This window comes from Sulfitobacter sp. (assembly GCF_041552635.1).
Classification (GTDB): Bacteria; Pseudomonadota; Alphaproteobacteria; order Rhodobacterales; family Rhodobacteraceae; genus Sulfitobacter.
Window position 1 is genome coordinate 12454 of the sequence record NZ_JBFEKM010000005.1, and the last position, 26739, is coordinate 39192.

Consider the following 26739-nt stretch of genomic DNA (forward strand, 5'->3'; position numbering starts at 1 on the left):
CTTAGTAGAACGTAAACTGGTCTTCATCCAGTGCGGCAAGCCGCGTTCCTGCAAGGAAAATCTGATCATCGCCGCCCAGATCCAGCAGCACGCCCCCCCGCGATTGCGAGGCATGGGCCATCAGATCCGCAAAGCTGTCGATCCCGTCGATGCTTAGGCGCAATTCGTCGCCCGGCATGCTGAACCGGCGCCCGCCACGCGGCGTCTGGAAGCCATAGATCACGTCGGACCCGTCGCCACTGGCAAAGTCAAACCGATCTTGCCCGCTGCCGCCGAACATGCGGTCATTGCCCTGCCCGCCAGAAATCACATCATCGCCGCCACCGGCAAAGATCAGATCATCGCCCGCGCCGCCCCTTAGCGTATCGTTGCCGCGCCCGCCGGACAGGACATCACTGCCCGCGCCGCCATCAAGGTAGTCGCTGCCACCAGACGAGAACAGGTGATCCTTGCCCGCACCGCCCATGACCAGATCATCGCCGCGCCCGCCGAACAAGAAATCTGTGCCCGTGCCGCCCTCTTGAACCTGATCAAAGGGGTTATCGACGGTTACGGTCACGGTCGCTTCGGCGGTGTCGACGCCATCGCTGATGGTATAGGTGAATTGATCGCTGCCCTTGTATCCGAAATCGGCCTTGTACAGGACCGCGCCGTTTTCAAATGTCGTGGTCCCGTGTTGCGCCGCACCGACGGCGGTGACCGCCAGCGCATCGCCATCGGGGTCACCATCATTGGCCAGCAGAACGCCCGCATCAATGCTAAGCGTGTTGGGCACCGTGACATCAAAGGCATCATCGACAGCCACAGGCGCGTCATTGCGCATCTCGAAGCTCAGTTCGAACACATCCGACACGGTGGTCGTGCCATCGCTGGCCAGCAATTCGATCTGCACAGGGCTGGCCGCTGCCGAACGCGGCGCTGTCCCGCTAAAGGTCTGGCCATCAAAGACCAACCAAGCGGGCAACGCCGATCCGTCTGCCAGACGGGCCGCAAAGGACAGCGGCACCTGATCGGGATCGCTGAAATTCGCCGTCGGCGCTGTGATGACAAAGGCCGCGCCCGTGCCCAACGCCGCGCCGCTGTCGTCTGCGGCGACATCCGGTAGTGCCGCCAACAGAACCGGCGCATCCGGCGTGCCCGTGATGGCAAGGTTGAAATCATCCGAGATCGTCGCCTGACCATCCGAGATCTGCAACCGCAGCCCCACATCGCCAAACAGATCCTGCGGTGCCTGCCCGCTTAGCGTCAGGGTCGTGGCATCGAAACTGATCCAGTCAGGCAGCGCCGACCCGTCGGCCTGCACCAGTGCAAAGCCAAGCGTGTCACCGTCCACGTCTGAATAGATGCCCTGCTGCAACTGAATGCTGAACGGCGTGTCCTCGATCGCGGAGCGGTCCGACAAGGGGGCACCAAGGGTCGGCATATCGTTGACCGGATTGATCACCAGATCAAAGCCGCGTGTCGTCTGCAACGATCCGTCACCCGCCGTTACCTCAAGCGCCAATGTGCCGTTAAAGTTCAACGGTGCCGTGCCCGACAACCGTTGGGTCGCGGCATCAAAGGTCAACCACGCGGGCAAGGCCGTGCCGCCTGCGCGGGTCACACTGATCACCAGCGCATCGCCTTCGGGGTCGGTGATCGCGCCGTCAGGGATCACCAGATCAATCGTGCTGTCCTCGTCCGCGTCCAGCGGGCCAAAGGCCGCGATGTCAGGTGCAAGGTTGGCGGCTTCCAATTCGACAACCAAGGTGGCCTGATCGGTCAACACACCATCACTGAGGGTGTAGGTGATCGAAAATAGCCCTTCCAGATCCCGCTCGCGCGAGATCGCGATATCGCCCTCTGGCGTCAAGATGGCCTGTACGCCCGGCACACCGGTAACCGACACAATCGTCAGACCTGTGCTGTCCACATCGGTATCATTGGCCAATAGATCAGCCGCCAACACCGTAAACACCAAGGTCTGGCCCGCGTCATAGCTTTCCCCGAAGGCCACAGGCGCGTCGTTGACCGGCGCGATAACCAGCGGCACGGCGCGGATGGTTTCGACCGTGCCGTCAAACGCGACCGCCTCAAGCATCACGGTACCGTTGAAATCCGCAGGCGGCTGGCCCGTCAGGGTCAGCGTTTCCGCGTCAAAGCCAAGCCACGCAGGCAGTGCTGCACCGCCCGCCGACCGCAGGCTGATCGTCAGCGTATCGCCATCGCTGTCGCTAAAGGCCGCACTGTCCAACACCGCAGTCAGCATCGCATCTTCGGTTCCCGTCAGCATGATCGCCGCAATCACAGGCGCATCGTTGACCGAAGCAAAGGTCAGCGGCACGCTGCGCACTGTTTCCGCAGTGCCGTCAAAGGCCACGACTTCGAGCATGATGGTGCCGTTGAAATTCGCAGGCGGTTCACCGGTAAAGGTCAAGGTAAGCGGGTCAAACACCAGCCAGCCCGGCAATGTGCCCCCATCAGGCGCGCGTACCGAAATGGTGATCGCGTCGCCTTCGGCATCGTTAAAGGTGGTCGGATCAAGCGCTGCGGTGAACACCTCGTCTTCGACGCCCACCAGTTCGATCACGGGAATGACAGGCGCATCATTGACAGCCGCCAACATGATTTCAACCTGCGCCGTTGCCGTCAAGCCACTGGCGTTTTGCACCGTGTAGTCGAACCGCGCCGGACCATAGCGTTCTGCATCAGGTGTGATCAACAACCGACCCGCACCGTCATTCGTCACCATCAATCCGTTCTCGTTCGAGAAGCCGGTAAAGATCAGCCCGCTTTGATCGGGATCGACGTCATTGGACAACAGATCAGAGATCAGCAGCGTTTGGGCCACGTCTTCGGTGCCGGTATAGTCGTCATCGCGCGGCATCGGCGCGTCATCCACCGGTATCACGTCGATGGTAAACGACGTCGTGGCCGTGCCGCCCTTGCCGTCGGAAATCCGGTAGCTGAAACTTCTGTCACCAAAGTCATTCTGATACGGCGTGAACAGGAAATTTCCGTTTTCAAGCAGCTCCAACGGGATTTCGGTCACGGCACCTGAAAAGAAATCAACGAGGGTTTCGTAAACGCTAAGCACCGTCAGCGTATCGCCGTCAGGGTCAATGTCATTGGCCAGCAAGAGCGCCGGATCAATCTCGAGAGGGGTATCTTCGAGGGTGGTGAACTGCGTGTCCGTGATCGCAAACGGCTTGTCATTTTCGGGGTTCAGCGTGATGTTCACAAAACCTTGGGACACGGCCCCGCCTGCGTCTTCGACCAGATAGAAAAAGCCTGCATTCCCAAAATAGTCCGACCGCGGTGTGAAGGTCGCAATCCCGTCCACCAGCGTGACGGCACCGTTTTCAGGGTCAAACACCGACGTCACGGCAAAGCTGTCGCCCTCGATGTCGACGTCATTGGCCAGCAGATCAGCCATCACGACGGTGATCACCTCGTCCTCGCGCGCCAGTATCGTCGGGTCAGCGTTCAGCAACGGGCCATCATTGACCGCCGCCAGATCAAAAATCACCGTTCCGGTCGTGGAAAGGCGTCCGTCGTTGATGGTATAGCTGGTGGTGAATGCGCCAAACAGGTTCTGATCAGGGACAAACTGGAAACGCCCGCCGGGCAGGGCAAAGATCGACCCGCCCTCAATGCTGCTGTTAAACCGGACAAATCCGAAATCATCACCATCGGGATCGCTGTCATTGGCCAGCAGATCGGCGAGGGTAAAGATGATAGGTTCGTCTTCGAAACCGGTGAACCGGTCGGCACCCGCAACGGGGCGTTGGTTGGTCGAAATCACGTTGACCTCGACCCGACCCTGCGACGCGCCATCGGTGCCGTCCGTCACCACATAGGTAAAGCTGGCAGCCCCGTCGAAATTGAGCGTCGGCGTAAAGCGGATTTCGCCATTCTCGAACACGACCGTGCCGTTTTCGGCGTTGCCCACCGTCAGCAGCGTCAGGGTATCCCCGTCGATATCAATATCGTTGGCCAGCAAATCCCGCGGCGTCAACACCAGAACCTGATCCTCATAGGCGGTGACCCGGTCGGTAACCGCCTCAGGGGGATCATTCACGGCAATGACTTCGATGGCCACGATACCTTCGGCGGTCCCCTGCGCGTCATCGGTGATGACATAGCGGAAGGAATAGGTGCCGTTCCAGCCGGGTTCGGGCGTGAAGGTCAGATAGGCATCCGCATTGCCATCCGCCGCGACAGCGATGGTCTGGGTATAGCTTTGCGCACCGTCCGTCACGGTCACATCAAGCGACAAATCGATGGCCAGGTTGAACGGCACATCACCTTTGATAACGCCCGTGTCACGGTCAATGCTCAGCCAGAAAGGCAGGTCGCTGCCGTCTGTCATCGCCAGCAGATAAACGCCGCCCTCAAGCGTTGGCAGGCCGTCAGCCGTGACGCCAATTTGCGCGCCTTGCGCCTCGGCGGCCTCGCGCGGTGCGACAAATCCACTGTCCGGCAGGAATTCCGACACAAGCGTTTGCCAGCTTAGGGTGCGATCGAGGAAGGACAGGAAATCAACCGAGCTTTCGACCAGATCAATCGCATCGTCGATGACCTGCAATGCGCCTTCGAACAGGTTAAAGGCATAGTCACCGATGGATTTGGTGAACACGACCAGATCGGTGCCAAGCCCGCCGATATAGGTATCATTGCCGTCGCTGTCGATGAACGTGTCTTGGCCACCATTGCCCATCAACACGTTATCCGCACCGTTGCCATAGAACACTTCGTCCCCGGCCCCACCGATGGCGTTTTCAATGATCGTGCCCGCCGCGATGGTCAGATTGCCGAACCATCCCCCGATGTTCGAAAACGACGGTGCCGTTGACGCGCTAAGCGACGGTGCAAGGCTGATCAGGCTGTTGTTGGCATAGCCTGACAGATCAAGCGTGTCCAAACCGCCGCCATCCACCAGCGTCGAGGCCGTCACATCGGCCCAGTCGGACCAATTGGCCCAGATATCACTGACCTCGGACGTGACAGAGGTGTTAAAGCCCCACACCGTGTCTTCGGTGAACGCGTTGAACGTGCCATAGCCTTGCGGGTTATAGATATCCTCGAGGGCGAGCCAATCCACCGCCATCGGTGTTTGCAGCAGCGCGAAATCCGAGAGAATGTTGTAATTTGCAGACTGGCTGAAATACGACATCATCGTCGCCTGCCAACTGTCATTATCGAACTGGTTTTCAGTGCCGTAATCTGCGGTCAGGTTATAGCGGCCCTGATGGCCCAGACCCAAGGTGTGGCCGATTTCGTGCAAAATCGTCTGCAAGGTATAATCGCCATAGGTCGACGTGCCGCCCGACCAATCCGCCGCAATGTTGACCCGCGAATACCCGATCTCGCCGCCGCCCAATAGGGTAGACGCCGCATTGGCCCCTTCGCCATTGTCGCCAAAGAAGATGTCGGTCACGGATTGATCGGTATCGGTTGTCTCGCGGAACTGGATGCCCAGCGTCGCCTCGAACAGCTTAAAGGCCTCTCGCACCAGTTCGGCGCGTTCTTCGGTGATGCCGTCGGCATCGTTTTCCCAGCCGGTGACGTTGTACAAAATCACGCCGTCATTGGGGTCACGCCCGATGTCGGTGACATTGTGGAACCGCGGGCTGGTGCCCCAGAACCCGGTGGTAACAAAATCGGTCATCGTTTCCAGCGTGCCAAAACCCGCCAGACCGGGGATCGGGGCAAAGTTGCCGTTGGCCGCATTTTCCGGATCAATGCCGTGGTCAGCGCAATCGCAGCACGGACAAAAGATATTTTCGTCATGGGTGCTATAGGCCTGCGACGTGGCAAAGCCAAAGCCGCTTTGCGCGCCCGCCGTCATGGACGTATAAGCCCAATTGGCTTGGCCGGTGCCCGCATCAACGCCGGTTTCCGCAGCGATTGTATCCGCAACAGCGTCAGTGCCGTCGCCTACCGCATCAATCAGACGCAGCCCGCCGCGGCTGACCTCGATCGCGCCACCATGGCGCAGGGCGATCATTCGGATCGCATCGCCTTCGGCGTCAAAGTCATTGGCCAGCAGATCCGCCAGCGCGATGGTAATGGGCGTATCTTCGAGGGTTTGGAACACGTCATCCACGGCCTCGGGGGCCTCTGGCGTATCCAGAACATTAACAACGATTTCAGCAGGTTGAAGAGAAATACCGTCTTTTTCATCCTTCGCGGTATAGCTCAGCACGACCTGACCAAAGAAGTCTTCGGGCGTGACCAAATTGAACCGGTCACTGCCCAGATTGACAGAAAACCCTTCGAGATCGGACAGCAAGCTGTAGGTCGCATCAACGGGCAGTTCAGTCAGCACGCTATAGGTCAAATCGCCTTCGGAAACGTTCACACGGACGGGCGGCGTACCGACAAAGACCGGCGGCGGCGTGCCCGCAAAGCTTAGATCGCCGGCGTCAAAATTCAGCCAATCGGCAAGCGGCGCGCCGTTCTCGGATTGCGCCTGCACCGACGCACCTGCGCTGATCGGCAAGGCATAAAGCCCCTGACCCGCAAAGAAATCATCATTGGCAAACAACGCATTGATCGCATCCGGGATGTCCGCTTGTGGATCAATCAGCACCTCGATTGTGAAACCGGCGCGGCCAAAGGCAAAGGTGCCGTCGGGCAGTTGTTCCGGCTCTGGCTCAAAGCGCAATTGCAGGCGCAGCGCGTCTGTTTCGCCCTCTGGGGCATCGCCGACTTTGGTCAGGGTCAGGGTTTCTGCGTTGAATTCCAACCAATTGGGCAGCGGTTGATTGCCTGCGGGGCGCAAGCTCCAATCGCCGGCACCCAGCTCGAACAGGGCGACCTGCGGCACAACCGTAACACCAGCCGCCAGATCATCCTCAAGCGCCAATGCAACCTGTTCTTGATGCACCGACCCGTCTTGGGGGTTGGTCAGCGTCACCAGCACATTCAACATGGCGACCTGACCGGCGGGCAGCGCCCCGCTAAGGGTCAACGTTTGCGCATCAAACAGCAGCCCGTCGGGCAGGTCAGACCCATCGGCCAAGGTTGCCGTGGCGACAACCCCGGCGTCAAGCCGCGCCATGTCAAAGCCGTATGAAATCTCGACCGGATCGCGGGATGTATAATCGCCGTCGATGACACCCAGAATTTCCAGACCGTCATAGAAAATCACATCGCCTTCGGGGTCCAGATCGTTGCCAAACACTTCGCCCGGAATGATCGTGATCGGCTGATCCTCAAAACCCAAAGCGATGTCATCGCGCAAAACCGGACCATCATTCGTCGGCAGCACCGTGACGCTGACATAGCCGATGTCAAAGCCACCATTGCCGTCGGCCACCTGATACTTGAAGCCGGCAGCGCCGTTATAATCCGCACGCGGCGTGAAGGCAATGCGCCCGTCGGCCAGCAATTCGACACGGCCATTTTCAGCAAACCGGTCAAGCCCCGAGATAAACAACACCTCGTCCAGCGGGTCGGTATTATCCGTGTCATTGGCCAGCAGTTGCGCCGGATCAAGATAAAGGATCGTATCTTCATCCGTGACATAAGGACCGTCATCGCGCGCAATCGGCGCGTCGTTCAACGGGATTACGTTCAGATCGACCAAAATCGTGCTGCGCGCGCCATAGATGTCTTCCAGGTCATAGCTAAAGCCCGCATCCCCCACCGCATTCGGCGTAAAGGAAACAAGACCCGTATCGGGGTCAAACACCATTGCCCCGCCAAAGGCGGAATGAATGCCATCAATATCAAACGCATCGCCTTCGACGTCGTAATCGTTGGCCAGCAAGCTGGACAACGAGATGTCGGTGGTCAAACCGAAACGGATCTCAAATTGATCCGTGTTTCTGACGCCACTGCGCGGCGCATCGTTTACCGGAGTGAAGTACAGTTCGACTTCGGCAGTGCTGGTCAGCCCGTCGGGGTCTGCCAGCGTATATTCAAAGCCCGCAAAACCGAAATGATCCGCAGCAGGGCGGAAATTCACATTGGTTCCGTCAAGCCATATGATCCCTTTGGTCGCGTCATTGGTGTAGGGAAAATCGCTGTTGGTCGGCAAAATCTGGTACAGAAATTCTCCGTCGTCGCCGTAAATCGGCGTCACGCCCAAAAGTGTCAGGCTATCGCCATCCACGTCAATGTCATTGCCGACAAGTTGCGCATATGAAATCCGTAGAACCGTATCCTCGGTCCCGACAAAGACGCCGTCGTCAACGCCGACGGGACGGTCATTGACCGGGGCGATGTTGACCTCGACCCGCGCGCTGCTTTCGCGGCCAAACTGGTCGCGCAGCACATAGTCAAAGAACGCATCGCCGTTATAATCCTGATCCCCGATAAAGGCGATCTGACCGTCTTCCGTCAAACGAACCGTGCCGTTCACAGCATTTTCAACGGCAATGACGTTGATGCCGGTGACGTCTTCGGCGTCATTTGCGATCAGATCCGCTGGGTCAATCAGCGCCTCGATGTCTTCAATCGCAAGGCGGTACACATCGTCCAGCGCGTTGAAACGGCCCAGACGTTGCAGCGCATCAATTTGGTCGCGGTCCCAAATCGTGCCATCAGCAAAGACGACTTCTTCGATGCCCAGTTCCGCTGATACAAAGTGATCGGTAACGCGCAGCGTGTCGATCAGGAAACCGTCGCCGCGTTCAAGTTCCAGCAGCAGATCATCGCCATCGCGAATGACCGAGATATCCTTGGGGGCGATTTCAGCCGTCAATTCTACGCGGTCGATATCGCTGGCAAGACCGGCCTCGATCACCAGATCATTGCCGCTGTCATAGCCAAAGATATAGGCGTCGGACCCAGCTGCACCTGCAACCGTGTCATCGCCCCAATTGCCATCGAATGTTTCGGCACCGGCGCTGCCCGTAATCGTATCGGACCAGACCGACCCGCGCACCGCTTCGATCCCGGCATAGGTGTCGCCAAGGGCTTCGCCCGCTGTGCCCATACCGGTGGACAGATCAACGCCCACGCCTTCATCTGCGGTCGAGAAATCAGCCGTGTCAAAACCGCCGCGCCCGTCCAGAACATCCGCACCGCGCCCACCACGCAGGATGTTGTCAGCGTCACTGCCCAAAATCGTGTCGCCGTGATACGACCCTTGGACGATCTCGATGTCTTCAAAGGTGTCGCCCTCGGCATCGCCGCCGCCGGATACGCCGTCGGCCATATCGACCCGCACCCCATCCAGAGAGAACGTGTAATCCGCAATATCAACGCCGTCACCGCCGCGCAGCACATCCGCACCGCGCCCACCGGACAAGGTATCATCCCCAAGCCCGCCGAGCAGCGTATCGGCCCCGCGCCCGCCATCTAGCCGGTTGCCGTCGTCATTGCCGGTCAGTTGATCGTCAAGATCGGACCCGTTGAGGTTTTCGATCGACACCAGCGTATCGCCCTGTGCATCGCCGCCCAAGGCAGTGCCATCAGCCAAGGACACGGTGACCGCCTGCGCCGAACCACGGTAATCCGCCGTATCGGTGCCATCGCCGCCATCCAGCAGATCGCCCTGCGCGCCGCCCACAAGGCTGTCATCGCCCAAACCACCCAGCAAGGTGTCGATGCCGCCGTGCCCTTCGATCAGGTCGCGCCCTTCGCGACCTTCAAGCAGGTTGGCACCTTCGTCACCGCCCAGCGTGTCATTCCAGACCGTGCCGATTAACGCTTCGACATTGGTATAGACGTCCCCTTGGGCAAAACCGCCCTGCCCGATCCGGCTGCCCAGATCGGCGCGCACCCCAATGGTTGACCCGTCAAATGTGACCGTATCAAAGCCGTCGCCACCGTCGATTTCATCACCACCATCGCCGCCATCGATCAGGTCATCACCTGCCTCGGCTTCGATAATGTCATCGCTGGCCAGGCCAAAAATCGCCTCGCCCTGCGCGCTGCCGATCAACAGATCGACCTTGCTGGTGCCCTGAATGACCAGATCGTGGCTGTCCGTGACCAGTGCTGTAATCTTGGCCGTGTCCTGCACATTATCAGTGTCGGTGATCCGGTAGGTCATTTCCACCGGACCGGAATAACCTTCGGGCACCCGCAGCACGATAAATCCATCGCGCACGGTGGCGACACCCACAGATGTGGAATCGATCCCCACAAAAGAAATCGAACGGATGCCCGTTAAGGGATCATCATCAACATCGAAATCATTGGCCATGATGTCGGAAATCCGCACCACCAAAGGCACGCCCAACTTGGTCGAGGCAACAGTATCGGCCACCGCCGTCGGCTGATCGTTTATGGCGATGATCCGGATATCGACGAACCCTTCGTCGCTGCCCAGAATGCCATCGGTGACAGTATAAAAGAACCCAGATTCCTTGGTGTTGTTCAGCAACGGCGTATAGACGAAATCGCCGTCTTCGTTGCGGACAAGCGATCCTTTGAACTCGGGGATCCAAATCTCGGACAGGCCGGGATAGCGTGCGCCGGTGATGGTCAGCACGTCGCGGTCGATGTCTGTATCATTGCCCAGCAAAAGCGCTTGTGGAATGATAGTGACCACATCTTCGTACACCTCGACCACATCATCCCCCGCAACGGGCGGCGCATCATCGACGTTTTCAAAGAACAGCGTGACGATCGCATCATCCACTGCACCTTCGGGGTCGGACACAAGATAGTTGAACGTGGCCTCGCCCCAGAAATCCTGATCCGGGTTAAAGATCAGCGTGCCATGGTCGGTGATCTCAATCGTGCCATTCGCCGCCTCGGACACATTTTCAAACTTCAATGCCAAGCCCTCAACATCAAAGTCATTGCGCATCAAATCAACCAACGAGATTTCAAGCGGCGTGTCTTCTGTCCCGATCAGGCGTTCATTGCCTGCGGTGAAAACGGTCGGGTAATATCGGTCGTCCTGTGCAATCGGGTTGTCATTGACCGGTTCCATCTGGATCGTCACGCGGCCGCTGCTGACAGCACCTTGCCCGTCATCGACGACATAGCTGAAGAACGCTGTGCCATCAAAATTCTGGTTCGGCGTGAACAGGATTGTGCCGTTTTCCAGCAGTTCTGCCGCGCCGCCAAAGCCGTTACCGACAAAACTGCTTGAGCTGACCTGCACGATCGTCATCGGATCGCCGTCGGGGTCAAAGTCATTGGCAAGCAGGTCTGCAACGCTGATGACCAGCGGCATGTCTTCGCGCTGCGTATAGATGTCTTCCGTGGTCAGCGGGGCATTATTAACCGGCAGAACCTTGATCGTGACTGTGCCCGCAGACAGCAGCCCATCGGGATCGGCAACGGTGTAGCTAAAGCTGGAGGTGCCGAAATAATACGCGGCAGGCGTGACCTGAACAAAGCCGTCATCAGTCAGGGTGACGGACAGGTTTTCCGACCCGGTCACAGACACCAGCCGAAGGGTATCGCCATCGACATCATAGTCGTTTTGCAGCAGAACGGAGGCCGCAATCAGGAACGGTTGATCCTCGGGTGTCTCGTATTCGCCGTCATTACGTGCGGACGGTGCATCGTTAACGGGGGTTACCGTCAGGGTCACGCGCGCCTCGTCCACACCACCATCGGGCGTGTTGGCCACATAGGTAAAGCCCGCAGGACCGTTGTAATTCTCATCAGGCGTAAAGATCACATCGCCTGCACTGCTTAGGCTAACGGTGCCGTTCACGGCATCCTTGACCTGGGCCACGATCATCCGGTCGCCGTCCACATCATTGGACAGCAGCCGTTCAGTACGGATCGTAAGAAAATCGTCTTCGGCGACAATGAACCCTGTGTCATCAAGGGCTTCGGCCACGGGGCGCACGCGCATATCGACGCTGCCTGTCGCCAGACCATTGCGGCCATCCGACAAGGTATAGATCAACCGTGTCGGGCCAAAGAACCCGTCCGTCGGGGTAAAGACCACGTTGCCATTGGCATCCAATTCCGCAAACCCAGCGTCGCCGCCTTCAACTGCGATGATCGACAGCGCATCACCATCTGCGTCAAAATCGTTGCGCAGCAGCGCCTGCGCAGACAGGGTTATGCTTTGGCCTGTGGTCACGCTGAAATAACCGTCATCCGTGGCGACAGGCGCGTTGTTCAACAGCAGCTCAGCCAAGGTGGCAGCCGTCCAGACGACACCGTCAGAAAACACGAAACGTTCGATCCCGGCCCGGTTGCCGGCCAAGGCATCCACAATGATCAGACTGTCATCCGGAGACGAGGCAAAAGTCAACCGGATGCTGTCACTGCCCTTGAACAGGCGGGTGACCGACACTTCGGTGGATACGAAATCAGGGAATTCGACATTGTCCACAAAAGGATCCGCATGGGCGATTTCGATGATCCGGTCATGGCCGTGGCCCCGCGCCATCACATAGGTGTCCGACCCCAAGCCGCCCTCAAGCGTATCGGCCCCGGCGCTGCCCGAAAAACTGTCGCTGCCGCCAAAACCCAAGACGGATTCCGAGCGGGAGGTTTGCGCGTGCTCCAAGGCTTGGGCGCGCATATCAGCGCGGTTCCACACCGTGCCGTCAGCAAAGAGTATGCTGTCCACACCGCGGGTTGGCGGATTGTTGTAGACGGTGCCATCACTGGTCGCGAGGGCATTTTCCAGGATGATCCGGTCGCGACCACCGGTAAAGACCAAGACCAGATCGTCGCTGTTGGCCCCTGCGCGCAAGGCATAGGCCAGATCGGTCACGTTCAACCCCTCAAGGCGTAGAACGTCGTCGGTATCGCTGCCGGTATCAACGATGCGGTCATCGCCATCGCCTTTGGCAAACAGATAAGTATCGCTGCCGCCCTCGCCCGAAATCAGATCAGTGCCAAGCCCACCAGACAGCGTATCGCTGCCAGCCGTGCCCACCACGATGTCATCGCCCTCGGTGGCTTGCGCCGCGACAATGTCGCGCGCGATTTCAGCCATGGTGAACAGATCACCACCATCGGTCAATGTCAGCGTGGCAAGGGCCGTTGCCCCAACCTTGAGCGCATTGATCACTACGATTTCATCGCCCGCACCGGCCAATCGAATGATCAGGTCCGGCCCGTCAATGCCCCGGCGGGCAAAGGTGACCTCGGACGCCGTATAGCCCGAGATTTCGATGATATTCCCGACGCCGTCAGCGTCATTGATAACGTCAGACCCATCGCCACGGGCATAGCGGTACAAATCCGCACCGCCGTTGCCCAGCAACAGATCATCCCCTTCCAGACCCGCGATGGTGTCGGCCAATTCGGACCCGACCAAGCGGTCATCGCCTGCCGTCGCCGTGGCCCCGGCTGCGGCGGCCATAGTCGGGAAATCCGTGCGCAGCCATATAGTATCATCATCAAAGACAATGCGTTCAACGCCGTAGGCACCGTTCGCACTGAACCCGCCCGTGACCGTCAGACGCCCGCCATCGCCAGCCCCAAGGGTGCTTGGCGCAATCACGATCTCGAGGTCGCCGCCGTAGCCCGGTTTAAGCGTCACATCGCCCGGCGCAATGCCGATCAGCCGCAAGGTATCAGAGCCGCTGTTGTTGACCGCGTCATAGATCAGGTCGTTGCCGTCACCACGGGTGTAAAGATAAGTGTCGCTGCCACGGTCGCCCACCAGCACATCATCGCCAATACCGCCGCCAAAGGTGTCGTTGCCCTGACTGCCAACCAGCATATCATCCAGAATCGTGGCCTGCGCCTGCAACAGACGTGACCGTATTCCGCCAAGATCCAGCACTGTATCCGCGCCAATCTGCAGGGTCTCGATCCCCGTGCCGATCGAGGTGCCGCGATAGGGTGTCTCGGGTCCGGTGAACATGCCCTCGATGGTGATATCGCCGCCATCGCCCACCCCCGGCGCGCTTTCGGCGATCCGGATCAACAGGCCTTCGGTGTTTTGCCCGATGCTGACCTGAGCGGCGGAAACGCCGACCAGCTCAAGACGGTCCAGAACGGAACTAGCCGAGGATTGTTCAAGCACGCGGTCGTCGCCATCACCGTGCTGCCACCGGTAGAGATCATTACCCGCGCCACCCGCCAGAACATCGTCGCCAGTGCCGCCCGAAATGATATCATCAAACGGCGTGCCCGCAATCACATCATCGGCGGATGTAGCAGCGGCATCCACCAGCCCCTGCATCACGGCTTCAATGGTCAGGATGCTGCCGTCGCTGAAAATAATATGCTCGATCAGCGTGCTGTCACTGCTGGTGCTTAGGAATGCATCCACCAGCCGCAAGCTGCCCGCAACCGCGCCTGTCGTCGCATTTTCGTCAATCACGATCAGCAGGTCATCCGCGTCGCGGGCGAACCGGATGTCTTGCGCGGTCAGATCAGGCAAGCGCAGGCGGTCGCCGTCGATGCCATCCGAACCGCCCTCGGCGATCACATCATGCCCGTCACCATTGTTGTAGACATAGACGTCGGCAAAGCCTGAGGTGATGATCACATCATCGCCCAGCCCCAGCTCATAAGTGTTTGCCGTGACTGGATTTTCGACAAGATCGTTGCCGTCTGTCGCCACGTCAGGCACCAGCCGCGCGGTCAGATCACCCGTGTCCCACACCGTGCCACCGGCAAAGCTGATCGACGTCAACCGCAAGCCCGCCGACCCGTCTGCAAGCCTATAGCCATTGAAGAACCTGATGGTGCCGCCGTCACCGGCCCCTGCGGTGCTTTCATCAATGCGCACCAACACGCTTGTGTCTTGCAAGACCAGCGACACCGCATCGGGGTCGATCCCGGTCAATGAAATAACAGTGCCCGACTGCCCACCATATGCCGCAGGGGCCGTGATCAGATCATGGCCATCACCGCGCGCATATTCAAAGGTCGCATTCGCACCAAGCGACGTTAGCACGTCATCGCCTGCAAGGCCGTTGATCGTAACCGGGGCACCGTCAGCGCTGCCGGTTTCAAGAACATCATCCTGCGCCGTGGCTTGCGGTTGGCGGATCAAACCCAACAACTCGGCCTGTTCCAGAACCACACCTGAATCGATCAAGGTGACTGCGGTAATCTCAAGGTCATACGCAGAGCCAAGCCAGATTTCAACCGCGTCAGACCCGTCTTCGGCACGCGCTTCGACCACAAGGATATTGCGGTCCCAACGCTGCACCAGTTCCAATTCATCGACCGTGACCCCTGACAGACTGATGGTAATCCCCGCAACCGGGCCGGGATCCAGCGGATCGCCGGGGTCGCCGGGGCCGAACGTATCATCGGCGCGGGCAAATTCGATCGGGCCATCATAGCCATCGGGGTAAATCGGGCCCAGCCCGTCAACCAGCAAATAGGGACCGGTATAATCCGCCGGATAGGTCGGATCAAAATAGGTCGCGTCAAACAACGGACCCGCATACCCGTCAGGATAGACCGGACCTTCGGGGCCAAGCACAAGGTAAATATCGTCATAATCAGGCGCGTAAATCGGGCCGTCCATATCAAGAAGAATATAGGGTCCGGTATAGCCCACCGGATAAACCGGACCATCGGGGCCAACGTCAAAGATCGGACCCTCGTAAAGGTCAGGATAACTCACCATACCCTGATCTATGACAAGCACCGGCCCGGTATAGCCCAGTGGATAGAATGACGGTGCCGGATCAAGCGGCTCCAAGGGTCCGTCAAGCCTGCCAGGCAAAGGCCCCCCCAGATCACCGGGGGTATCAGGCCCCAGAATATCCGCCTCGTAGTCGACCACATACCGACCAGACTGCAGCCCACGCGCGAAATCAAAGCTGCCGCTGAAACTGCGTTGCTCGGTTTGTTCGGCCCCGTCGGCAAGGGCAAGCAATTCGTCCAGACTGCGGGTTTCGCCGCCTGCGAATTCGAAAATACGCACTTCGGTCCCGTTTCCGGAATCCCGTGCAGATGTGATGGTCACGCTGTCAGAGGCGGTGCCCCAATCAAGTACCAATGCAGCGGACAAGGGGGCAAAATCAGCCTGCAGCGTGACAAGCCAAGGGGTCACATCCGCCAAGGCGACATCCGTAAGAACCACCCGCACATCGACCGGCGACGCATAAGGTGACGTGTCGGCGGAAATCAGGTCATGCCCGCCGCCTTGGGCGTAGCGGAATTCAATCGGCGTGTCGCCGGCAGCAGAGATTGCATCATCGGCCGCCCCGATGGGTTCAAACATCGGCAGCGTATAGCGTTGGTCGCCCGGCCCCATTTCGATCACGCCGCCGTAGCGTGAAATGTTGACGTTTTCTACAGTGCCAAACGGATCGGGATAATCTTCGACCGCGTTATAAATGTTGCTTGCCGTCCAAAGATCACCGTTGCCGAATTCAATTTCGGTCAGCCGGCCAATGCCACCCTCAATCAGAATGCGGTCATCGCTGCCCAACACCTCGACGATAACATAGTCCGCGTTTTGCGGCGCGTTCACCAGCCGGATGTCTTCGGGATTGATGCCCGTCAGCTCTAGCCGGAGCCGCAAGGAATAAGTGTCGCCTTCAGACACAAGGTCCTGCCCGTCACCGCGCGCGAACACGATGGTGTCAGTGGCATTATAGTAATAGCCCGGTTCGATCACATCATCGCCGCGCCCGCCCTCGAAACTCTCGGCTTGGTCAGTGCCCACCAGCGTATCATTGCCAGAGGTCGCCCCGCCTGCGTCGCCAAAGGGCGAAATGGCGCGGGCTTCAAGCTGTGCGAAGGACCAGTATTGTTCACCGATAAAGCGGACATCCGTGATGCCACCCGCATCGCTGCGGCCGTCGCCGCGCAGTTCGATCCGGTCATCCGTGCCCGCAAACGTCAAAATATAGCCGCGCTGCGCATAGACATCGCGGGTAACGGTGACGTCTTCGGGCAAATAACCACGGATATCGAGAATGGTATCTTCGCGGTTCAAAAAGTACCCGCGCGTGCCGCTTGACGGATAAATGACATCCTGACCGTCGCCGCGTTCAAACACGATGGTATCGCCGCGCATGTCGCCGCTGATGCTGTCATTGCCCAAACCGCTTTCGACCGTCTCAAAGATTTCGGTCAGCGTGATCTGATCGTTACCATCGGTTTGCTGCGCCGCCATGACACCGGCATGGATCGCCTCGAGGGTCATCACCGCATCATCAAATGTGATCTCTTTGATGGTCCGCCAGCGGGTCAAATAGGAAACACCGCCCGACGACCCTGATGAATATGCCGCGTTAAAGAACGCATCGTTGATGACCAGCCGGTCATCGCTGCCCGCAAAGGTGATGACCAGATCGGTTGGGTCCGCGTCAGATTGTGCGAACTGGGCCGTGCTGCTGTCATACCCTTGGATGCGCAGCGTGTTCGAGAAACGACTGCTGGGTTCATCCGCGATCCGGTCAATGCCGTCGCCGCGACTGTAGACATAGCTGTCGTCGCCGGTCCCGCCTTCCAGAAATTCCGAGGCGGCAGTAGCGTCGATCACATCGTTGCCCGTCGTGCCTGCAACGCGCCCCGGTTCGGTCTGCACGGTCGCGCGTGCAGCTGCAGCCAGCAAATCACTGGCGCGCCATTCACTGCCATCGGCAAACTGAATAACCGTGACACGGCCATTCGACGCGTTCAGCGCATTGGCCAGAACAACCTGATCGCCATTGCCCAGATCAAGGGTCGCATCGGGGACATAGCTTGAGGGTTCCGTGACGACCCGCACCTGTGATGACAGGTGATCCGGCAGGATCAAACGGTTTTCTTGGGTTCGGTCGCCCGTGTCGATGATGACATCGCGCCCTTCACCCCGGCGCACGATATAGGTGTCCTCACCTGCATCGCCGCGCAGTGTGTCGTCACCCAGCCCGCCTGCCAACGTCTCGTCACCTGCGGTGCCGGAAATATCGTCGTCAAAATCGGTGCCTTGCCCCACGGCCTGTGCAATCAGCGTCTCGCGGGTGATGGTGGTGCCATCCCCAAACAAGACGGATTCCACCCCGTTCAGATCCGCATCGTAGCGCAGCGTGATTTCATCGTCGCTGCCCGCAAAACTAAGGACCAATTCGCTGCGCGCCGCCGTATTCCAACTGCCACTGCTGGCTGATGCCACAGGCAACCGCACTATCATTTCAGAGGCAAGATAGCCGCGAATTTCCAGCACGTCGGTCCCTGCGGAATCCGCGATCACATCGCGCCCGTCACCGCGCGCAAAGACAAAGCGATCGTCGCCCGCATCGCCGCGCATGTCATCATCACCGGTGCCACCGGCGATCGTATCGCCCAGCACAGAGCCAAAGATCACATCACTATCAGCCGTCTGCTGCGTCGCGATCAACGCTGCGAAAATATCGGCGCGCTGCCAGACCATACCGTCGGAAAAACGCAGCACCGGCAAAATCGGTGCGGTACGGCCGCCCACAAGGATGATCTGGTCGCCTGTTTCGGCAAAATCCAACGCCAGATCGCCACTTTGCAGGCTGGTGACGCGCACGGCGACTTGGCTAGAGGTCAGGTTGTCAAAGATGATCTCGGCGCTACCGGCCTCGGTCGGGGGGGTGACGCGGTCAATGCCGTCGCCGCGCCCAAAGGCCATCGCCGTGTCCGGCCCCATCACGATCGCGTCAAAACCCGCGCCCGGCAGCAAGGTCGCATCACTGTCCAAGGCGGTGCCATCCAGCACATCCATGCCGCTGTTCGAGCGCCCGTTCAAAATCTGCAACTTCACGTCATCAAGGCTGAGGACCGTCCCGTTTTCAAACTCAAAGCTTTCGATCAACGCCGAAGCATCGGCAGATGCGCCTTGCAAGATCACCAGCGTCTCGTCAGTGCCGGCAAGGGTGATTAGCAGATCATCCTCGACCTCGGAGAAGGTCACGTCGCCCTGCCCGATCCCTATCCCGAACACCACCTTGTCGATGCCGCCGGTATCGCGCGCACTGTCGGCACCATCGCCGTAACCAAAGCGGTAGCTGTCATCGCCGGTGCGCCCTTCTAGCGCGTCGGACCCGGCCCCGCCGGAAAGCACATCGGCGCGGCCTTCAAAGCCGATCAACTGATCGTCGCCGTCTGTCCCGATCAACAAGCGGTCGCGCATTTCCTCAAGCGTCAGATCAGAGCCGTCGGCAAAGCTGAACCGTTCCACGGTGGTTGATCCCAGCCCGTCCACGATGGTCAACACATCTGTGCCATTGCCCAGATCAATCAGCAGGTCATCGCCATTACGGCGCAAAAGCAGCGTTTCCTGATGCACGGTCGATCCGAACACGACACGGTCGATGACACCGGCCACATCTGTGGTTTCTTCAATTTGGTCAAGGCCATAGCCCGCACCGAAAGCATAGATATCATCCTGTGTGCCACCGCGCAGGGTATCATCGCCCTGCCGCCCGTCCAGCACATTGGGCTGATCCGGTATGCCCACAATCAGGTTATCACCGCGATTGCCACCTTCGATTTGCAACAATTCCTCGATGTCGAAAATCGTGATCTCGCTTTGGTCAAAAAAGCGGAAAACTTCGATCCCAGATGTGGTTTCGGCGAATTGGTCACGAATGCGCAAGCTGTCAGGCCGGTTGTCGACCGTAATCACCAGATCATTGCCGTCTTTGGTAAATTCAATGGTTTCGCGGGTAATACCACCGCCAAATTCGACCGTATCCAGCACCGGATCGATGACAAAGCGACGGTCTTTCCATGACGACTGTTCTTGTTTGTCGACGATCACGTCGGCACCATAGCCCACGTCGAATTTGTAGATATCCCCGCCATCGCGGCCAATCAGCAGGTCATCGCCACCGCGCCCGTCAAGGACTTCGGCAAAGTTGGATCCGAGTATGGTTTCATCGGCAGACGTGCCGACAAGGTCGATGTCTTCGGGATTCAGATCGGTAAAGACCATGACGCGGTCGGTAAAAACGAACTCCTCGATCGCGTAGGCCTGCACTGCGGCGCGGACGTACTGGTTTTGCAAGACGATCCGTTCACCGGTGGAATCAATCGTGATGATCAGATCAAGGGCTGTGCGGCCAAAGGTAACATCCGTCGAGGCGACATTTTGCAGTTCAACGTGTTCAAACCCGCCACTTTCCAGATCTCCAAGGAAATTGATCCCGAAATCAAGGATGGTGTCCGAACCCTTGCCCGGAGCCACAATATAGGTGTCATTTCCGCCCGACCCGACAAGAAAATCGTCGCCCGCACCGCCATCTATGCGGTCTGCAACGGTAAAGCCATAGACGGTATCATCGCCATCCGTGCCCGCCAGATCGACATAGTGCTGTAGCAGCTTATCCCATGTCCAAACCGTGCCGTCACCAAACTGAAGGGTCTCGATCCGATTATAATAGCCAATAAAGTCTGCGTATTTGAGGAACTCTTCGAGAATAACGGCATCCGCCGTGCCCGCGACTTCGAGGCGCAGCGTATCGCTGGGACCGTCGCGCAGGAAATCGAAATCCGTCCAGCGCAGGTCATCCTGGAATATCAGCTGGTCAGGCGCATGTTCGCCAAAGAATGTCACGCTGTTGTCATTGTCGCGGATTTGATCCGCGCCATATCCCGCACCAAAGACATAGGTATCCGACCCGGCCCGACCGCTTAGGAAATCATTGCCAAACCCGCCGTCAAGACGGTTGTCGTTCAAAAAGCCATAAATCGCATCATCGCCGTCGGTTTTGGCCGATGCAATAACACTGCTCAGGATCTGCGGCAGATCCATGGTGCTGCCATTCTCAAAGACAAACCGTTCGATCATGTAAGGCGAGACAAAGTCGAATTCGAGACTGGCATCGATTTCGCCCAAGAAGCCCGGAATCGGATTCCGGATGCCATCGAACTGGTTGACGATGGTCAGGCTGTCGCCCGTTGCCAGCCCGTCTTGGTCCATGATTTCGATGATCAGATCATTGGATTCGCCTTCGCGCACCAGACGCAGGTCGCTACGGTCGATGCCTTCCTGGAAGAACAGGAAATCAATGCCTGCCTTGAAGGGGCCAATCCCCAGCTGGGCGAACGTATCGCCAAAGCCGAGTTCTTCGTTGATCACATCCTGCCCACCGTCGGGACCGTAGAAATAGTAATCCCCGCCCGCGCCGCCGCGCATCACGTCATTGCCTTTGCCGCCGCGCAGCACATCGCCCGAGCCCGAGCCGACAATCACGTCGTTGCTGTCCAGCTCTTTGCTGACTTCCATCGCCATGGTGAAGCGGTTGTAAATCGTGCCATCGCCAAAGACGATCTGGTTGACGCCACTGTCCCGATATCCGCCCTTACTCAGCATCGGGTTCAATTCCCCAAGGAACTGGTCAACGACGCGGATCGTATCAGTACGACCGGTGAAACTGACGATCAGGTCTGATCCGTCGCGTTCCAGCGTCACATCTTCGGGGTTCACGTCGGTCAGGCGCAGGTCGTCATGCTTGCCGTCATCATAGTCGACGATCCGGTCTTGGCCGATCTGGCCCCCGGCGAAATACACATCCGTGCCACCACCGCCGCGATAGGTCTGATCACCGTCGGTCATATAGAAATAATCAGTGCCCGAGGTGCCGCCGGCTTCGGTATCGGTCGCCTCGTGGGTGCGCAGCCGGGATTCGTCGATGCGCATCGCATACATGACCGCGCGCAAGTCCAGCGGCGTGCTGACGGCCTCTAGTGCGGGGATCACGTTCTGCAACATGAACACATCATCGACACGTACGCCGACACTGCCCGCCGTTTCAGCGGATTCTGTGACGTAATCCGGTTTGATCTGGGCCACGACCTCGGCCCAATTGGCCATGTACTCAACGGCGCTGTTATAGTCTGCGGGCATCGCCTCGAAGATTGCTTCGAACAGCGGGATCAATTCCCGGTCGGTGGTGCTACGATAGGCGTCATCGGCGGTGTCATAGCTGATGCCTTCGGCAAAGGACGACAACCCGCCTTGTAACGCCATGCGCACGGCAAAGGCATTTGCGGTTTCGATGTACTGGATCAGCACTGAATCCAGCAGGTCGATCATCTTGTTGATGCCCGACACATAACCGTTCGGCCCGACGATCCCGGTATCCTCAAGGGGGCTGACCGTATAGGACAAGACACCCGTCGCACTGTCCAGGGTCGCGCCCAGCATTTGGGGCTGGAATTCAAGCCCCGCAAAAGCCATCGCAAAGTTGAACTGCCCCGGCGTCAAAAGCTCGACGCGGAACTGGCTGTCATCGGTCGAATTCACCTCGTCGAGGGTCTCAAAATCGACCTCGTAATTGCGCAGGTTAAAGTCCCGCGCCGTGCCGTATTTCGTTTGCAGTTCCAGCGCGCGATCGACATTGCGCGCCCAGACATAAAATGCCCCGTCCGCGTCTGTGACCTGCACAGTGTAATCCACAACCAAGCCGTCAATCTGCTTGATGCCGATTTCAGCAACCGGCAGATCGGCCAAGGGGTTGTGGCCAAAGCTTTCCTCGCGCCAGAACTGGTTTTCAGCCGCGCCCATGGCCAGAATATCTTGCCGTGTGGCTTGTTCGATCAGCGCCCCGTCCGCGTCGGTGACGGGCGCACCGCTGGCCAGCGTCCAGCTGCCGTCGGGCTGCTCAACGCCCCAATCCAAAACCGTGGCCGTGCCGTCGACCACGTCGACCAGATACGGCAATGCATTGCGCGCCGCCAAAGGTTCAGCCCGCGTCGCGGGTGAAAACGTCTGCGCGACCTGCCAGCCGTCACCTTGCGCCAGAATATCGGCAAGTGTTGGCCGCGCGATGTCGACGCCTTCGCTGTCCAACACCAGTGCGCCACTGTTCAGCGTCCAATAGCCGCCTTGGCCGTCTTCCACCCAAATCGCGCGGTCTGCCAAGGTGCTGATGCCATCCACATCGACCAACTGCACAGGCGTCAGTTCAAGCGTGTCGCTTTGAACATAGGACCACTGCGCCAAGGTGTCGCCCGCAAGCCCGCGCAAGCTGCGGATTTCTGCCACGGTCATGGCGTCGGCGGCCTGTTTGGCGGCCTCTGACAGCTCAAGATCATTGGCCATGGCGACTTCGAGATTGACCAGATTGCCATAGCCGCGCGCCTGAATGGCCGGGGCTTGGGTTACGCCAATTTCCCCAAGGAAGAACGTATAGGTCTGATTTGCATTGAAAATCGCATCATAGACATCACGGATGGATCCGTTTTCAAACGAGAATCCACCCTTGCGCAGCAACTGCGTACCGGTTGGCGTGACGAAATCCCCAAGGCTTTCGCCCGCCGTATCAATCGACGCGATCTGCAAATCAGCAAGCGAGGATAATTCGCCCTCGTCGGTAATAGCGTTCTGATTTCGGTCCTGCCATATTTGCAGATCGCCAAAGATCGCATCGTCAATGGTGATAACACCGTCGCCATTGTCGTCATGTTCTGCCAATTCGCCAAAGCCGGACGTGCCGATGCCGCCAAACATTTCGTCGATGCCCAGAATTTTGCCGTCGCCATTTGCGTCCAACACCAAAAAGCCGTCGTCAGCCCCCAGCCAGCCGGTGCGTTCAGCAAAGAAATCATCGTCGAAATCAAACGAAATATCAGTTTCGCTGATGTCGATCGTCTCTATCCCGTCGCCATCCAGATCAAGGATCAGCGGGTCAACGCCCGCGTCCCATTTGGCGGCCTTGGCAGCGCGTTCAACCGCAGAAAGCTGCACACGAATGGTTTCCAAAATAGGCAACAACCGGAACCTGCCCCCGGTGACGCCGCCAAAACCGCTGGTCAGGATCGCAACGAGGTCAGGGATAGGGTTGGAGTCCTTGAACACCATGCCCATATCGCCGCCCTCGTTGGCGGCAAAAGACGCACCCCAAAGTTCGGTTTCCTGATCAAAGTTCTTAAGCCGCATGGAACTGCCCACGCTTGGCCCGCCCGGCACCCAGGTTTCACCGTCGCCTTTGCCAAAGAATTCATCAATCCGGTTGATAACGTAAAGGTCGCTGCCGATTTGCTGATATTTGATAAAGGGCAGGAAAAAGTCGTAATAATACGGCAGTTTATAGGTCGCGAGGTTGGACACTGACACCAGAGAATCCAGCAGCAAGGTCACCGGAAATCCCAGTGGCAGGTTCTGCGCGCCGCCCACCAAAGGCATGTTGAAATAGTTCAAAAGATCGTTCTTGGCGGGGTCCCACAGGGTCACGCCGGGCGACCACCAGATCAGGTCCGAATTCTCGGACCCGGGCAACCCGTCTTTCGCACCGCCGCCCTCAAAGGTGTCGCCGTAAATCTCGCCTTTTTCGGAGGTATTATAGATCCAGTCACGGCCTTTGCCGCCGATCGTGATGACTTTCTCGCCCTCGAAGGCAAATACCCAGTCATTGCCATCACCACCCGACAATTGCACCCGAAGGTCCTGCGCTGCGGTCGCCGGTTTCTCCGGATCGGCCAGAAACTCGATCGGGATCGCAGACCCGGCTTCGATGAACTGCGCATTGTAAACGGCCAGATTGTCTTCGCCTTTGCCCCCGTCAATTTCGCCAAACCGCAGCGGGTTGTCATTTGCACGCCAGCCACCAAAGACCGAACTGATCAGTCCGACATCGCCGAAAATCATGTTATCCGCAAAGTCCGACCCGATGACCTTTTCGTAGCCCCCAACCTTGAGCGGCGATTTGTCCCCAACGGGCGAAAACCCGGTAAGCAAGACCGGCAGCAAACTGGGCGACACCACGACGCTTACGGCTGCCGCGAAACTGCGGCTGCTGTCTTTGGCGTTTGCCTCGGTCAGTTGCATCGCTCCGTTGACCAGATCAATGCCCTTGGTCAGACCAGCAAACGAGATTTCGTCGAAATCGGCCTTGCCCACGCTGCCGGGCGCGAACCCGTTGAAATCCAACAACAACGGCGCTTGAAGCCAACCGTCCTGAACCGCTGCTTTGTCTGCACGCTGTGTCAGCAACACGCGGTCGATATTCATCAGTTTATCCGTGCTAACCTGCCCCGCATTCGTATCGCGAACCCCGAGATCAACAATGGACGCTTGTGCGTTTTGCGACAGCTTCCTGACGTCTAGCCTTTCAACATCAAAGCCTTTTGCACGCAACGTTTCGGGGTCCTGCAAATCCGCAAGAGCGGAATACTCAACCGTATTGCCGTCATTCTCCGTGACCCACCACATCAAGAAATCTGGAAGCCAGTCGAATTTATCACGCACCCCGACATAGACGTCGTCAAAATACTTGGCAGAGGTCGCTTCACCCGCCGCAGCACCCGTCAATGCACCGGCAATTGTATCCTGAATAAGATTGTCCGCATCCTTGGCCCCAAATACCAAGTCACTGCCCAATCCGGGTGCCGCGGTTTCGCCACCTTTAAGAAAGAGGATGTCATCAGATGCCGACCCCAAGAAACCATCGGCACCGTTCGCATTGATGGTTAACGTAACCTCGCGATTGTCCTCATCTGAGGGCTGCGGGGGCGTCAAGAAAGCCTTCTCAATGGTTAGTTCATCCGCGCCGATTTCGAGCGGGACAATCACTTTATCAATTATTTTGTCAAGGAAATCAGGCCCGGCGGTGCCGCCAAAATCTGGTAGGTCGCCATACCATTCGAATATTAATTCCTGAAGGTCTTGATCTGCAAAATATAGACCTTCCCAAATTCCCGGCAGATTATCCACGCCATTCAAAGTTTTGAACAGGTCGACAATCAGAGTCCGGACACCAACAAAATCAATCTTCCTGTCAGGATCGCCGACCTTGTCAGCAGCACGGCCTTCAAGAAGCCAAAGATCACGAGATAAATCAACGACCAGGATGTCGGCACCAGCAAAGCCATCCAGACCTTCAGTTTTCGGAACCAATTCTCCAGCTTTGATGAAAGACAATATACCTTCTGCAGGCTCTACGTCGGCCTCGGCATTCTTCTTTAGTTCGATATAGTCGACTTCTTGCGCGGCCATCTGTCCGGCAAACTGCGTGACCAGCTGCATTATTCCGTTTATAACAACATCGTCTAACGCATCTGCTTCAACTACTGCACCAAGCTCATTTGCGTCATCGAAAAGCGCGCGCACCGCAGAGTTTCCAAACACCAGCCCCACTTGACCATCAAGCGCCGAATACGCAAGCGCGTGGCTCATTGCCGGCAAGGGGTCAAACCGACCGTCCGCAGAAATTGGGGAAAATCCGGCTGCGACAGCAATATCGGCATTAAAATATGCCGCCATCATCTCTTCACCGATAAATCCAAGTTTATTACTTGCACCAGTTAATTCAAAATAGTCTTCGCCAAATTGAAGTACCGCAGCCAACCCAACATCATGCGCTGGCGTCATTCCGACACCAATGGCGTTGTAATCAGGAAAAACGTTATTTAAGTAGTTTCTGACTTCTGGATCCAGCGCCTTTCGATAGCCAAAAACATCAACGACGGTTCCTTCTAGGAAAGCGCCATCAACGTTCTGACGTGAATTAATAAACTCACTGACTTGCGAAAAATTGAAATCGTCGGACGCCGAAAGACCAAGCGCTCTCATCGTATTCCACGAAATATCAAAGGATGTCTGCGGAATAGAAAAGTATACACTTCCGCCGTCTGCGAAATATTGAGTTCGAGCATCTACCACGTCGTCGAAGTCAAGGTAGTTCCGGATTGCCAAGAAGTCAGTTGCCAAGTTATTCAGACTTTGGCCATAGCCAATTGGATCAACCAGATATGCGTAGGTCTGATTGACACCAGCCGTAAATCCGGCAAGAGCGCCGCCAAGTGAATGGCCAGTGACTGCATTTACAGGTCGAAGGTCATCCACCAGTCTAAAAAACTCGCCAGCAAAGCTAAGTTGGTCAACAATATACCTGCCATTCACGATATTATAATCGTCGAATATTAATTCTGGCAGTCCTTGGTCTGTCCCTCGATAAGAAATAATAGTAGAATTACTAGCCAGCCCTTCTACATCACCATCAA

1 protein-coding gene is annotated in these 26739 nt (G+C 57.8%); it reads right to left on the reverse strand.

Annotated features, from left to right (window positions below; genetic code table 11):
* Window position 1: 1 nt before the first annotated feature.
* Window positions 2-26107: a tandem-95 repeat protein gene (locus ABYT07_RS01215; RefSeq protein ID WP_372988787.1), complete on the reverse strand. Its 26106-nt coding sequence runs from the start codon at window positions 26105-26107 to the stop codon at window positions 2-4.
* Window positions 26108-26739: the final 632 nt, after the last annotated feature.

Excerpts from the sequence above, each read along its gene's own strand:
- ABYT07_RS01215 (WP_372988787.1), bottom strand. The coding sequence starts at position 26,107 with ATGACGCCAGCGCATGATGTTGGGTTGGCTGCGGTACTTCAATTTGGC.